At 58.2% G+C, this 12,100-nt stretch carries 13 protein-coding genes; 8 read left to right on the top strand and 5 right to left on the bottom strand.

Annotation, left to right across the window (positions count from 1 at the left end):
* Window positions 1-135: 135 nt before the first annotated feature.
* The gene (locus HMPREF2692_RS04045; protein WP_070822818.1) at window positions 136-768 is read right to left on the bottom strand and encodes a hypothetical protein; all 633 of its coding nucleotides are present in this window, start codon (window positions 766-768) and stop codon (window positions 136-138) included.
* A 105-nt stretch (window positions 769-873) separates the two neighbouring features.
* Window positions 874-1,164, bottom strand: a complete 291-nt coding sequence (locus HMPREF2692_RS12575; RefSeq protein WP_082787599.1) for a hypothetical protein — start codon at window positions 1,162-1,164, stop codon at window positions 874-876.
* 200 nt (window positions 1,165-1,364) lie between these two features.
* Here HMPREF2692_RS12575 and HMPREF2692_RS04035 point away from each other — a divergent pair, with 200 nt between their 5' ends.
* Complete coding sequence (locus HMPREF2692_RS04035) at window positions 1,365-2,168, top strand: hypothetical protein (RefSeq protein ID WP_070822816.1); 804 nt, start codon at window positions 1,365-1,367, stop codon at window positions 2,166-2,168.
* A gap of 108 nt (window positions 2,169-2,276) precedes the next feature.
* On the opposite strand, the gene HMPREF2692_RS04030 is transcribed toward HMPREF2692_RS04035, so the two are convergent.
* Entirely contained in the window at window positions 2,277-2,960 is a 684-nt protein-coding gene (locus HMPREF2692_RS04030; RefSeq protein ID WP_070432894.1) for an IclR family transcriptional regulator, read from the bottom strand.
* Between the two features lie 50 nt (window positions 2,961-3,010).
* Here HMPREF2692_RS04030 and leuC point away from each other — a divergent pair, with 50 nt between their 5' ends.
* The 3 genes from leuC to HMPREF2692_RS04015 all read left to right on the top strand — a co-directional run bounded on the left by leuC (window position 3,011) and on the right by HMPREF2692_RS04015 (window position 6,102).
* The gene (leuC, locus tag HMPREF2692_RS04025; RefSeq protein WP_070822950.1) at window positions 3,011-4,432 is read left to right on the top strand and encodes a 3-isopropylmalate dehydratase large subunit; all 1,422 of its coding nucleotides are present in this window, start codon (window positions 3,011-3,013) and stop codon (window positions 4,430-4,432) included.
* Between the two features lie 66 nt (window positions 4,433-4,498).
* On the top strand, window positions 4,499-5,089 hold the full coding sequence (leuD, locus tag HMPREF2692_RS04020; protein WP_070822814.1) for a 3-isopropylmalate dehydratase small subunit: 591 nt from the start codon (window positions 4,499-4,501) through the stop codon (window positions 5,087-5,089).
* 95 nt (window positions 5,090-5,184) lie between these two features.
* Complete coding sequence (locus HMPREF2692_RS04015) at window positions 5,185-6,102, top strand: hypothetical protein (RefSeq protein ID WP_061922206.1); 918 nt, start codon at window positions 5,185-5,187, stop codon at window positions 6,100-6,102.
* Window positions 6,103-6,162: 60 nt separating this feature from the next.
* Here the strand turns inward: HMPREF2692_RS04015 and HMPREF2692_RS04010 are convergent, their stop codons facing one another.
* Window positions 6,163-7,161 carry a bifunctional NUDIX hydrolase/histidine phosphatase family protein gene (locus HMPREF2692_RS04010; protein WP_062035170.1) on the bottom strand — a complete coding sequence of 333 codons (999 nt, stop codon included), beginning with the start codon at window positions 7,159-7,161 and terminating at the stop codon, window positions 6,163-6,165.
* Window positions 7,162-7,377: 216 nt separating this feature from the next.
* Here HMPREF2692_RS04010 and HMPREF2692_RS04005 point away from each other — a divergent pair, with 216 nt between their 5' ends.
* Window positions 7,378-8,376, top strand: coding sequence for an NAD(P)H-dependent glycerol-3-phosphate dehydrogenase (locus tag HMPREF2692_RS04005; protein ID WP_062035168.1), 999 nt, complete (start codon window positions 7,378-7,380; stop codon window positions 8,374-8,376).
* A gap of 22 nt (window positions 8,377-8,398) precedes the next feature.
* Window positions 8,399-9,466, top strand: coding sequence for a D-alanine--D-alanine ligase family protein (locus HMPREF2692_RS04000; RefSeq protein WP_070432898.1), 1,068 nt, complete (start codon window positions 8,399-8,401; stop codon window positions 9,464-9,466).
* Between the two features lie 6 nt (window positions 9,467-9,472).
* On the opposite strand, the gene HMPREF2692_RS03995 is transcribed toward HMPREF2692_RS04000, so the two are convergent.
* Window positions 9,473-10,375 (bottom strand): DUF3515 domain-containing protein, encoded by a 903-nt coding sequence (locus tag HMPREF2692_RS03995; protein ID WP_070822812.1) that lies wholly within the window; start codon window positions 10,373-10,375, stop codon window positions 9,473-9,475.
* Between HMPREF2692_RS03995 and HMPREF2692_RS03990 the strand changes: the two genes are divergently transcribed.
* Together HMPREF2692_RS03990 and HMPREF2692_RS03985 are read left to right on the top strand one after the other, a co-directional pair.
* Entirely contained in the window at window positions 10,323-11,393 is a 1,071-nt protein-coding gene (locus HMPREF2692_RS03990; RefSeq protein ID WP_070498488.1) for a thiamine-phosphate kinase, read from the top strand. The genes HMPREF2692_RS03995 and HMPREF2692_RS03990 overlap by 53 nt on opposite strands.
* A gap of 30 nt (window positions 11,394-11,423) precedes the next feature.
* Window positions 11,424-12,098, top strand: a complete 675-nt coding sequence (locus HMPREF2692_RS03985) for a uracil-DNA glycosylase (RefSeq protein WP_062038991.1) — start codon at window positions 11,424-11,426, stop codon at window positions 12,096-12,098.
* Window positions 12,099-12,100: the final 2 nt, after the last annotated feature.

Here is a 12,100-nt window from a genome sequence, read left to right as displayed (position 1 = left end):
TAACACGGGTTCAAATCCCGTACGGGGTACAAATAGAAAATCTCGAAACACTTTCCAGGTGGTTAGTGTTTCGAGATTTTTGCTTATGGTTTAAAACTCGCGCGTACCAATCGTTGGTGCTTTTGGCTCAACGCCCTAGACGATGAAAATCGTGGCGTTGTTGCCGCCCTTGCAAGTGATCAGCGCGTTGTCGGCCACGTTACAGCTCATCTGGTAAGTCTTGCCGGTTACTGGGCTAGCAACGTTTAAGGAGCCGGGGATATACCCCCGCAGGTCCTCTGCAGGGCTTGGGGTGGCATTGATAAGCGCGCTGGTGGTTTCCTTGGCAAAGTCGCAGCTGGTGTTGGGGCCCGCCATGAGGAAGTTGATGTGGTAACCGTCACCCATCATGCACATCTCGGATGGAGTGCCGTTAACCGTCACCTTCGTTCCTGGAGCGTCTCCTGCCTGTACGCCGAGGGAGTCGATGAGATTCTGGCGTGCGTCTTGGTCGGTGACGTGGTTGTTGGCGTCTTCCTGGCCACCACCTTGCGGGGTTGCCTGCTGCGCCACTGTTTGTGGTGCGTTGGGGTCCAGCGTGGGCTGCGGGGCATCGGGGACGGAAGCGCCGTTGGTTTGCTGAAGGGCCTTTAACTCTTCAAAGCTGTTGTTGAAGCTCGGCTCAGCCGGGGAGGGGTGATCGCTCGGGGCGGGGCTGCAAGCCGCAGTAAACCCGCCGGCGAGTGCGATGGTGGCGAGCGTTAGCGGAAGGCGTCGTGAAGCAAACATGCCCTAAGCCTAACGCGGATCGTGTGGCGTATGTTCGAAAAGATTAAAACCGTCACCTCTAAGAAAGAGGTGACGGTTGAGGTAACGGTTATAGTTCGCTACCGATTAGTGGTCATCCCAGTGGCCTTCGTGGGCGGCGTGGCGGTGGCCATCGTGCAGGTAGTCAACATGGTCGCCGTGGGGAACCGCAACGTGGCCGCAGCCCTCACCGTGCTGGTGGTCGTGGTCCGCATGCTCGTGATGTTCAGTGCTCTCGCACTCGTCCCAGTGGCCTTCGTGCTCACGGTGGATGTGGCCATCGTGGAGGTAGTCGGTGTGGTCGCCGTGTGGGAATGCGACGTGGCCGCAGCCCTCGCCGTGGGTGTGTGCGTGGTCTTCGTGGATGGTGTGTGCCATGGTTTCTACTCCTTGTGGGTCGTGCGGTTGCTCCGCGTTTTCAATCTGTTTCCATTAAACAATGTTTTCATTTCGATTTCAATAAGGCGGCCAAAGTTTTTCAAAACTTTTTCTTTAGTGACGCGCGGGGTGTGGGTGAGGTATGAAAAACGCTCTCGGCACGCTATGTTAAGGAAGTGACGCAAGGGAGGAAGGGATCTATGCGACTAATAAAGGGTTTTGCTGCCGTTGCCGGCGCAACGCTTGCCCTGCTGGGCGGCCAGGCCGTGGCCCATGCCAATCCGGGGGTTGGCGTGAAGCAAGGGCAGGTAATTCTTACTGCCGAAGGCACTGCTTGCACAGTGGGATATGTGGAAGGTTCGCGTGCTTGGACCTCCGCGCACTGTGGTCTTTCGGGGCAGCAAGTCTACAACGAGTATGGCCAGCACCTGGGTACCCTGCGGTGGTTTAAACCTTCCGGTGCAGCAGAACATGACCTGGCCTATGTGCAGTTTGCGGCCGGCACCTACAGCGAAGGTAATCCGCTCAGTGGCGACGGCATCAATCCGGTTCCGCGTGCCGGCGAGCAGGTCTGTGTAACCGGTCGTCTCAGCGGCAATGATTGCGCGCAGGCAATCGACGGCCCGAAGGATTTCGACGGCATGCACTACGCCACGAACCTGCCCAAGGCAAACGGCGACAGCGGCTCCGGGGTGTTCATGCCGGGGCGTCCGGGCGTCGTTGGCATCTACCAGGGCGGTACCGTGGTCAGCCGCAACGGCAAGCAGGCCTCCTTTGCAAACTATGCGCGCATGCCTTATGCCAATGAATTGGCTGGCCTGCCGCATCAGGGCTTCGTGCCGCGCCGCCCCAACATCGCACCGCCGCGCAACATCGTAGAGGTGCCGGGCGTTGAGCTCCGCAAGGTGGGTGACCAAGCTGAAGGGCTGGCAACCACCAGTAGTGAGGGCTTTGGTATCGATGCGATCCGCGGCATTGCAAATAACTACGGAATCATTATCTAGGCAGCCGGGAGTTGTAGGCGGCTGAGGTAGAAAGCCTGCCCTTTAAAAGAAATAAGCCGTCACCTTTTCTGAGGTGGCGGCTTATTCGAAGTTTTATAGATTCATGTCTTATAGGCGGGTAGTGAGTTTCTGCGCGGCGTCGGCAAGCAGCGGGGCGTACTTCTCGGAGGGGGAAGGGCGGAAGCGCTCGGCGGAACCGGACACGGAAATTACCGCGACGAGTGTGCCGGACGGATCGAAGACTGGTGCAGAGATGGAGGCAAGACCTGCTTCGCGCTCTTCGATGGATTCGGAGTAGCCATTGCTGCGGGCCCTTTCGACGTCCTCGACACTGAAGGTCGCGTTTTCAATATCGATATCTTCGAAGGCGGCGAAGATGCGGGCGGCCGAGCCGGAAGTAAGAGGGAGCTGGCGGCCCACGGGAACCACGTTGTGCAGGCCGGACTCGGGCTCGCGGGTGGCAATGCAGGTTCGAGAATTGCCCGAGAGCTGATAGAGCTGCACGGATTCGCCAGTGTCTGCGAGCAGCTTGTCCATGATGGGGCCGGCTGCTTCGATGAGGTGATCCCGGTTGCCGGGGAGCGCGGGCCCGGCGCCCCATTTGCCATCCGGGGTGCGGGTCAAGATGCGGTGAGCCTCTAGTGCGGTGGCGAGGCGGTGCGTGGTTGCCCTAGGCAGGCCGGTGGTTTCACAGAGCTCGTTGAGGTTGGACGGACGGTTGGCGGCTGCCATCATGATGGCGACGGCGCGATCTAAAACCTTGATTCCGGATATTTCGCTATACTCTCCCATATAATGAAATTTACGTTCCAATTCATGAGATTTCAAGCGGAGTGATGAATATGTCGGAAAAACTGACTTTGGCTGAGAAAGTCTGGCGTGATCACGCAGTCCAAAAGGGAGATGGTGGCGCACCAGATCTCATCTATATCGACTTTCAGCTCCTCCACGAAGTTACCAGCCCGCAGGCCTTCGATGGGCTGCGTTTGTCTGGCCGTCCTTTTCGCCACCCAGAGCTGCACCTGGCAACGGAGGACCATAACGTTCCAACCCGCGGGATTGCCACGGGAAATCTGCTGGAGATTAAGGACGAGGTCTCACGTACGCAGGTCAAGACCCTCCGAGAAAATTGCGAAGAGTTTGGGGTGCGGCTGCATTCGATGGGCGAGGAGCAGCAGGGAATCGTCCACACCGTGGGCCCGCAACTTGGAATTACGCAGCCGGGTATGACCATCGTCTGTGGCGACTCGCATACCTCGACGCACGGTGCTTTTGGATCCATCGCCATGGGCATCGGTACCTCCGAGGTTGAGCACGTTATGGCAACGCAGACGCTTTCTTTAAAGCCATTCAAAACCATGGCTGTAGAGGTAAACGGCGACCTGCCGGAAGGCGTGAGCGCGAAGGACCTGATTTTGGCCATCATTGCCAAGATTGGTACCGGCGGCGGCCAAGGCTACATCATTGAATATCGCGGCGAGGCGATTCGCAACATGTCGATGGAAGCGCGGATGACCATCTGCAATATGTCTATCGAGGCGGGCGCGCGTGCGGGAATGGTCGCTCCGGACGAGACCACATTTGAGTATGTGCGTGGCCGCGAGTTTGCCCCGAAGGGCAGGGACTGGGAAGCCGCCGTGGCCTATTGGAAGACCCTTCCTACCGATGAGGGCGCGCATTTTGATGCGGTCGTGGAAATCGATGCTTCCGAGCTGTCTCCATTTGTCACCTGGGGCACCAACCCGGGCCAAGGCTTGCCATTGAGTGCAAATGTGCCAGACCCAGAGGATATTGGTGATGAGAACCTTAAGGCCGCGGCGCAAAAGGCTCTGGCCTATATGGATCTTGAGCCCGGCACGCCGCTGCGAGACATCAAGATCGATACCGTCTTCTTGGGCTCGTGCACGAATGCGCGAATCGAGGATTTGCGCGCGGCCGCCGCGGTGGTTAAAGGAAAACGCATCCATCCCGAAACAAACATGCTTGTGGTGCCTTCTTCTGCCTTGGTCAAGGCCCAAGCTGAAAAAGAAGGCCTCGACACGATTTTTAAGGACTTTGGCGCACAGTGGCGTACGGCGGGCTGCTCCATGTGCCTGGGCATGAATCCGGATCAGCTAAAGCCGGGGCAGCGTTCTGCTTCGACCTCAAACCGCAACTTCGAAGGTCGGCAGGGCCCAGGCGGGCGCACTCACCTGGTTTCTCCCGCCGTGGCTGCGGCGACTGCGGTCTTAGGGCACCTGGCCAGCCCAGCAGACCTTAGCTAGGCCAATCCACCCGTTTCTAGGTTCGGTACCAACATCAAACCCTATTAAGCAAAGAAGGCAACCACCATGGAAAAATTTTCTACCCATACCGGCATCGGCGTGCCGCTGCGCGCTTCCAATGTCGATACTGATCAAATTATTCCGGCCCGCTACCTAAAGTCCGTCAAGCGCACGGGCTTTGTCGAGGGACTTTTTTCAAATTGGCGTGCGGATGAAAACTTCGTGCTCAACCGTGAGCCTTTCTGCAACGGCTCGGTGCTTTTCGCAGGTCCCGACTTCGGTACCGGTTCATCGCGTGAGCATGCGGTGTGGGCGCTGCGGGAATTCGGTTTCAAGGCAGTATTTTCCTCGCGCTTTGCGGATATCTTCCGCGGCAACTCCGGTAAGGCGGGACTACTCACCGGCATCATGGCGCAGGAAGACATTGAGCTGATATGGAAGCAGCTGGAACAAAACGAGACTTCCGTGACGGTGGACCTGGCGGCGCGACGCTTAAGCGTCGGCGGCAGCCAGTATTCCTTCGACATCGATGATTACACGCGCTGGCGCCTCATGGAGGGACTCGATGACGTAGGGCTGACGCTGCGCAACGAAGACGCGATCACAGACTACGAAGACCGGCGTCCAACTTTTAAACCTTCTGTTGCTTCTTTTTGATAATTGCCAGTCACTTACCCCTGTTGCGTTAACAATCGGTAACAGGACTGATTTTTCTCTAGAAACCTTGCACGCGTCAGAATAGTCTGTGAGTCGTGACTCAAGAATTTGGAAACAATAACGGTTTTAACGCTAACGGTAACTACCCGAACGCTAACCAGAACGACCCGAACAATCCCTTCGGGCAGTCTGGCCAACCTGTTCAGGGCGGACAGCCTAATCCGGGCCTGCCTCCATATGGCGAGTACGGCGAGTACGGCGCACAGGGCGGCGCGGGTTATGCCGGTGCTGGCAACGCCCCTAATGGCAACCAGATGACTGGTCAGTTGCAGGGGCCGCCGCCAAGGTTAGATGCCGGCGACGCCATCGGACAGGGGTTTAAGGGCTTCTTCCGCAATCCTGGACCGTGGATTTTGGCACCGCTTGCGCACTTTGTCATCATGTTTCTGCTCGCGGGGGTAATAGTAGCAATCGTCGCGGGGCTAGCACCGAGCACTTCCGATCCTTCCGAAGCTGGAAATATTTTGGCACCGATTGGGGGCGTTTTCTGCGTAGTCTTCATGTTGTTCTATTGCTTTTGGATGACAGCAAACGTCTACAGAGCCGCCGCGAAAGAGACGGACGGCCAACGCGCGAGCTTTGGAGACTTCTTTAAAAGCGGAAATACCTTTGGCTTAATGGGTCACTACATCGTGGTCCAAATCATCGTGTATGTGGGCCTTATCCTGCTTATCATTCCGGGTTTGCTTGCCAGCTTCTTCCTCTCCTTCGTTCCATATATCAAGGCGGATAACCCAGAGATGAGTCTCGGCGAAACTTTCCGCACCTCCTTCAATCTGACCAAGAATAACGTTGGCCAGTCTCTCCTGTGCCTCATTGTGGGCGGATTGCTCGTTAGCCTCTTGGCCTGCATTCCAATCGTCGGGCTCTCGTTCGCCCTCGGCATCCAGGCATTCATGATGATGATTTTCTACAGGCAAGCCACTGGCCGCCCGGTTCACCGTTGGGTATAAAACGGCGAAAACCTAAAGAACTCGGATTCCTAAAATAGGATCCGAGTTCAATACGTTTTGCTAGCGAACTGGCAGCGCGCTAGCGAGGTAGTCAGCGCCGGTGAGCACGCCGTTGTTGAAGGAGAGCACCCACACCGAGCCCTTCTTGAAGCGAAGGTCTTCGAAGTCGGTCTTGAGGAACTGTGGCTTTAGGCTTTCGAGAATGCCGGGGATGGTTTCACCTTGGCTGACGATGACCGGCACGCCGCCCTTCGCCACCACCCGTTGGAAGGCTTGCTCGGCAGCTGCGGGAGACTTTTGCCAGCCCTCGTCCCCGAAGTCCTTGTTGACAGCAATGTCGAGCCCGAGTTCGTCGGCAAGCGGCGCTGCGGTTTGCTGGCAGCGCTGTGGGCTCGCCGAGTAGATGGCGGTGGGGTGGTAGGGCGAAAGCATCGGAACGAGCATTTCTGCTTGGCGACGCCCCTTTTTATCCAACGGGCGCAGATTATCGTCACCCTCCCAGTTGCGACGCTGATGGGCGCGTGCATGGCGCACATAGAGAACGCGGGTGGTGGGAGCCAAGCGCAGACGCTTCTTGGCCTTAGCTAAAACGTCAGTATCGACGTCGTAGGTAAGCAGCTCGCAGGCCTCATCGATGGGCAGCCAGCGCAGCTCATCGGTCTCGCTATTGTCTTCGAAGCTGCCTTTAAGGTACTGGGCCAACCAGTAGTAGACCACCTTCGTGCGGCCTTGGACTGGATAGGTGACCTTGCCGATGAGCTTGCCAAGCTTGACATCATAGCCGGTCTCTTCAAGGATCTCGCGCGCCGCAGTGGTGGGCAGGGACTCACCTGGATCGACCTTGCCCTTAGGCAAAGACCAATCGTCGTAGTGGGGGCGGTGGATTACCGCTACCTCGGGATCCTGGGGATTGCCACGCCACAACACGGCGCCGGCTGCCAAGGTGGTGCGCTTGAATTCCTTGGCGGGATTGGTAGGAATTTCCTGATGACGGCCCGAGATGAAGACCTCAGACTTTGCGTCTTTGTCCGTCTCATGCATGTTTTTTGCCTTGGGCATTTCGCTCCTTAACAGATGGCTGCGCAGCTTATTCTTAACTATCTTGCGCTTTTTGAGCGCGCTTTGCATCCGCACGCGCCGGTTCTTCGCGCTCGGTTGGCTGAATATTATTTCACTTACCCCCAGTTGGCCCGCAGGCTGAAAAAGCTTGTCTTTTGTGCGGGCCGGTTGGGCTAATCTAGGTATGTTGCACGAGATACGCAAAGGGGAGAGCTAATGCAAAAGGTTGCAGTAATGGGCGCGGGTTCTTGGGGAACCACCTTGGCGAAAGTCTTCGCTGATGCGGGAAGCGAGGTCCACTTGTGGGCGCGCCGCCCCGAGCTGGCTGAGGCTATTAATACGACGCATATCAACCCTGATTACTTGCCGGGCCTCGAGCTGCCCTCGGGCCTTATTGCGACGTCGGATGCCGCAGCGGCGCTCGACGGTTCCGCCATCGTGATTTTCGGTGTGCCCTCGCAGACCTTGCGCAGCAACTTGGAAAAGTGGGCGCCCTTGCTGCCTGCTGATTCCACCTTGGTGTCCATCTCGAAAGGCGTGGAGGCAGCAACTCTAAAGCGCATGAGCGAGGTCATCGCTGATGCAACTGGTGTCGATGAATCGCGCATCGCAGTACTTTCCGGCCCGAACCTGGCTAAAGAGGTAGCGGAGGAGCAGCCGGCGGCCACCGTCATCGCGTGCACCGACGAGGAGCGCGCGAAGGCTGTCCAGCATGCAGCGGCCGCACCGTATCTGCGCCCATATACCAACACCGATGTCATTGGTGCCGAGATCGGTGGTGCCTGCAAGAACGTCATCGCCCTCGCCTGCGGCATGGCCTCTGGTCGTGGCTTGGGCAATAACACTCTGGCCACCATCATCACTCGCGGTCTTGCGGAGATCACTCGCCTTGGCGTGGCTTTGGGTGCTGACCCGTTTACTTTCTCTGGACTTGCTGGCATGGGTGACCTCGTGGCCACCTGTAGCTCGACCCTCTCTCGTAACCGCACCTTTGGCTATCGCTTGGGCCAGGGCGGCACGCTGGAAGAAGCCAAGGCTGCAACGAATGGCCAAGTGGCAGAAGGCGTTATCTCCTCGGATTCTATTTTCCGGTTGGCTCAGCAGGTGGGCGTCGAGATGCCTATTACCCAAGCGGTCTACGGAGTTTGCCACCGCGGCGTCGACGTCGAAGACATGATCGTCGCGTTGATGGGGCGTTCAAAGAAGTCGGAATAGTGCGAGGGTAAAGTTTGCCGTTATGAGCGAAAAGATCCGTGTAGCCGTTGTATATGGCGGTCGTAGTTCCGAGCATTCTGTCTCTTGTATTTCCGCAGGCGCGATCATGAATCACCTTGACCCTGCGAAGTACGAGGTGGTGCCTATCGGAATTACTAAGCAAGGCCAGTGGACGCCGGGAACCACCGAAGGCCTAGAAATCATCGATGGCGTTATGCCGGAGGTGACCTTGGGCGATGAATTGGCGTTGTCCCTAAACCCAGCCACCAAGGGCCGTTTCCACAACGTCACTCAGCACAACCACTATGCGGAAGTCGATGTCATCATCCCGGTTCTGCACGGACCATATGGCGAAGACGGCACTGTCCAGGGGCTGTTTGAGCTTTCCGATATTCCTTATGTGGGCACCGGCGTTCTGGCTTCTTCGGCCGGAATGGACAAGGAATTTACCAAAAAGCTGCTCAAGGCAGAGGGCCTGCCGGTAGCGCCCGAGGTGGTGCTCAAGGAGCGCACCGCGTTGACCGAGGAAGAAAAGCAGGAACTGGGTTTGCCGGTCTTTGTAAAACCTGCACGTGGTGGTTCTTCCATCGGCGTTTCCAAGGTCAGGGATTGGGCGGATTTCCCGCACGCAGCCGAGGTGGCCTTCGAAAGCGATGGCAAGGTGCTCGTCGAGCCTGAGATCGTGGGCGCTGAGGTAGAAATCGGCGTGCTGGAGTACGCGGATGGTTCCATCATTGCTTCGGTTCCGGCACAGCTCAATGGCATTGAGGAGGCTGACGAAGGCTTCTATGGCTTCGATGCCAAGTACATCGATGAAGGCGTCAGTGCACAGATTCCGGCCCCGCTGGCGGAAGACCTAACCAAGACTTTGCGAGAGACCGCCATCGCGGCTTTCCGCGCACTGGGCTGTGAGGGCATTAGCCGCGTGGACTTTTTCATCACCGAAGATGCTTTCTACATCAACGAGATCAACACCTTCCCGGGCTTTACCCCGATCTCCATGTATCCACAGGTATTTGCCGCCACCGGCGTCGATTACGCAGCGCTTCTCGACGCCCTGGTAGACAACGCTCTCGCTCGCGCGAAATAACCTTCGCTACTGGCCAGGGGTGTGCTTGGCCAAAGTGTCGCTCATGCGCACCAGCGCAGAGTTGGCAACGTCTTGGGGCGCGAACAAGGCTAAGTCGTTCGCGCGGCCCAAGGCGAACCAGGTTCCGCCGGTAGTTCCCTCGGCCAAGGTGGTGTCTTCGAACCAAGGCACATCGTTTACTTGCTGGAGCTGTACGCCCGGTTTGTAGTTTTCGGGTGCGCCGACGCCGCAGCGCACCACGATGTCTTCGCGGCCTTCCGCGCTCCAGACATAGGTGTTTTTTACCTTGACATCACTGCGGCGGGTGTAGCCATCCGCGATGTGCTCCGGTAGTGCCTTTTCCAAAGGGGCACACATCTTGTCCGGGCCGTCGGCAAGCTGCGAAAGCGGTGCCGGGCGGGGCTCGTGGTGCTCCTTGCGCAGCGGCTCGAGCGTCTTTTCCAAACCGGTGGGACGCTCGTCGTTGAAGGTGGTCACTGCTACCACAGGGCTGCGATCGGTGTTGTACCACGTGGTGAGGTTGGAGCCTGGGGTCATGTCTTTGACCTTGAGCCAGGCATCGCCGTCGATGTCCTCGGTCTGGGAGTAGGCGGTGTACTGATACGGCAGGTTGGCGCCGCAGCGCAAGCTGACCGACTCGGAGGAAAGTTTTGCCCACGCAGCGGCGCCTGCCGGAACCGGCTCGGCGACTTCGGCCCGGGGCTGGCCCATGAACTCCTCGGGCGCTGCCGCGACGACGGCTTTACACTCCGCGGAGTTAGCGTCGTCTGATTGAATGGGGGACAGCGCAACTGGGGCTTTGGCCGTGTTTTCGAAGTAGAACTTCGCGCCAAAAATAACCGCGAATACCATCGCAATGGATAGTCCAAGTGAGATAAATACGGCGGTGCGGTTAAATTGGTTGGTCATAAGCGTTCATCCTAACGCGTTAAGTAGTGTCAGTATTAACCTCCCGTTGAGAAAGGCCATCGTGCATTTGTCGCATACCCTTGGGCAAGCAGGCGAGCAACATGTCATCGGTGAAATCGTAGCCGCGGCGCCCAGCGCGCTAAACGGTGATGATGCCGCCGTCATGTTCCCGGATCCGCCGAACTCACGCACGGTGGCTTGCACCGACATGATGGTGGAGGGCAGGCATTTCCGCCGTGACTGGTCCACTCCGATGGAGGTGGGCCAGAAAGCGATTCTGCGCAACTTTGCCGATATCGAGGCGATGGGCGCGCGTCCCACTGCAGCGTTGCTCGCGATTGCGGCGCCTGCGGAGACCCACGTGTCCTTCGTGCGCGGTATTGCAGAAGGCATCGCCCAGCGTTGCGCCCTTTATAACGCAGAGCTGGTCGGTGGTGACCTCACGCGCGGTTCACAGCTGGTTATCACCGTTACCGCAATTGGCACGTTGGGCGGAAGCCAACCCCCATTGACCCTGGGTGGGGCACGAGCGGGACAGAAGCTGGTCAGCCACGGAAAGATTGGTTACTCCGCGGCGGGGCTTGCATTGCTGCAGGAATATGGGCGCGACCTACCGCCCGAACTTTCGGAGCTATGGCCGCTTATCGACGCCCACTGCAATCCCTCGCTCAAACCAGGCCGCGGCGTAATCGCCCGCGCCACGGGGGCTACCGCCATGACGGATAACTCGGATGGCCTCGTGCCAGATATCGCGGGCGTGGCAAAGCGCTCCAACGTGCACATCGACTTGCATTCCACCGCCATCGCTCCTGACGCTTTGCTCACTGAAGCCGGCGTGGTTTTGGGCGTTGACCCATGGGAATGGGTGCTCACTGGCGGCGAGGACCATACCTTGGTGGCTACCACCAACAAGGAAGCGCCATCGGGGTTCCGCGTCATCGGCACCGTCAACCGCGGCACTGGGCTGACCGTAGATGGTAAGAAGCCGAGGTATGACGCTGGCTGGCAGAGCTTTTAAAGCAGCGAGGAATTTTCAGGGGAGGAAATGATGACTGCGCCGTACTCGCAACTTTTTGATACGTCGGTAATCGATAGCTCGTGGTTGCCGGTCTTGGTGCCGGTACTAGAAGAGCACCTGCCGGCCATCGAGCAGCAATTGCAGCAGCTGCCGGAAGATGGATTCCTGCCAGCGGCCGAAAATGTCTTTGCTGCCTTTCGCGTGCCTTTGCCCCAAGTACGCGTGCTCATCGTGGGGCAGGACCCTTATCCCACGCCAGGACACGCGGTAGGTAGGTCTTTTGCCACGGCACCTGGGGTTAAACCACCGCGTTCCTTGCACAACATCTACAAAGAGTTAAGCGAGGACGTAGGCGTCGCCCCGCGCGAAGACGGTGACTTGAGCGCTTGGGAGTCCCAGGGAGTCATGCTTTTAAATCGCGTGCTCACGGTGGCACCGGGTGAGGCAGGCTCGCATCGTAAGCTCGGCTGGCAGGCCATCACGGAGGCTGCAATCCGGGCGCTCAACCGGCAGCCGATGGTGGCCATCTTATGGGGCAATGATGCCAAGGCCTGCGCGAAGTTCTTGCCGGACGTGCCGATTATCAATTCGGCACATCCTTCGCCTCTTTCCGCACGCCGAGGATTCTTTGGCTCCCGCCCGTTTTCGCGCGCTAATGAGCTTTTGCGCGACCAGGGCGCGCCGGATGTCGACTGGCACTTGTAAAC

It is taken from the genome of Corynebacterium sp. HMSC036D03 (assembly GCF_001836185.1).
GTDB classification, from domain to species: Bacteria; Actinomycetota; Actinomycetes; order Mycobacteriales; family Mycobacteriaceae; genus Corynebacterium; species Corynebacterium simulans.
Note: the sequence above shows the minus strand (reverse complement) of the source record. Positions and strands in the feature narration are given on the sequence as shown.

Bases quoted from the DNA above. Each gene is read 5' to 3' on its own strand.
- HMPREF2692_RS12575 (WP_082787599.1), bottom strand. From the start codon at position 1,164: ATGGCACACACCATCCACGAAGACCACGCACACACCCACGGCGAGGGC.
- HMPREF2692_RS04005 (WP_062035168.1), top strand. From the start codon at position 7,378: ATGCAAAAGGTTGCAGTAATGGGCGCGGGTTCTTGGGGAACCACCTTG.
- HMPREF2692_RS03990 (WP_070498488.1), top strand. From the start codon at position 10,323: ATGGATAGTCCAAGTGAGATAAATACGGCGGTGCGGTTAAATTGGTTG.
- HMPREF2692_RS04000 (WP_070432898.1), top strand. From the start codon at position 8,399: ATGAGCGAAAAGATCCGTGTAGCCGTTGTATATGGCGGTCGTAGTTCC.
- HMPREF2692_RS04035 (WP_070822816.1), top strand. From the start codon at position 1,365: ATGCGACTAATAAAGGGTTTTGCTGCCGTTGCCGGCGCAACGCTTGCC.
- HMPREF2692_RS03985 (WP_062038991.1), top strand. From the start codon at position 11,424: ATGACTGCGCCGTACTCGCAACTTTTTGATACGTCGGTAATCGATAGC.
- HMPREF2692_RS04045 (WP_070822818.1), bottom strand. From the start codon at position 768: ATGTTTGCTTCACGACGCCTTCCGCTAACGCTCGCCACCATCGCACTC.
- HMPREF2692_RS04010 (WP_062035170.1), bottom strand. From the start codon at position 7,161: ATGCCCAAGGCAAAAAACATGCATGAGACGGACAAAGACGCAAAGTCT.
- leuC (WP_070822950.1), top strand. From the start codon at position 3,011: ATGTCGGAAAAACTGACTTTGGCTGAGAAAGTCTGGCGTGATCACGCA.
- HMPREF2692_RS04030 (WP_070432894.1), bottom strand. From the start codon at position 2,960: ATGGGAGAGTATAGCGAAATATCCGGAATCAAGGTTTTAGATCGCGCC.
- leuD (WP_070822814.1), top strand. From the start codon at position 4,499: ATGGAAAAATTTTCTACCCATACCGGCATCGGCGTGCCGCTGCGCGCT.
- HMPREF2692_RS03995 (WP_070822812.1), bottom strand. From the start codon at position 10,375: ATGACCAACCAATTTAACCGCACCGCCGTATTTATCTCACTTGGACTA.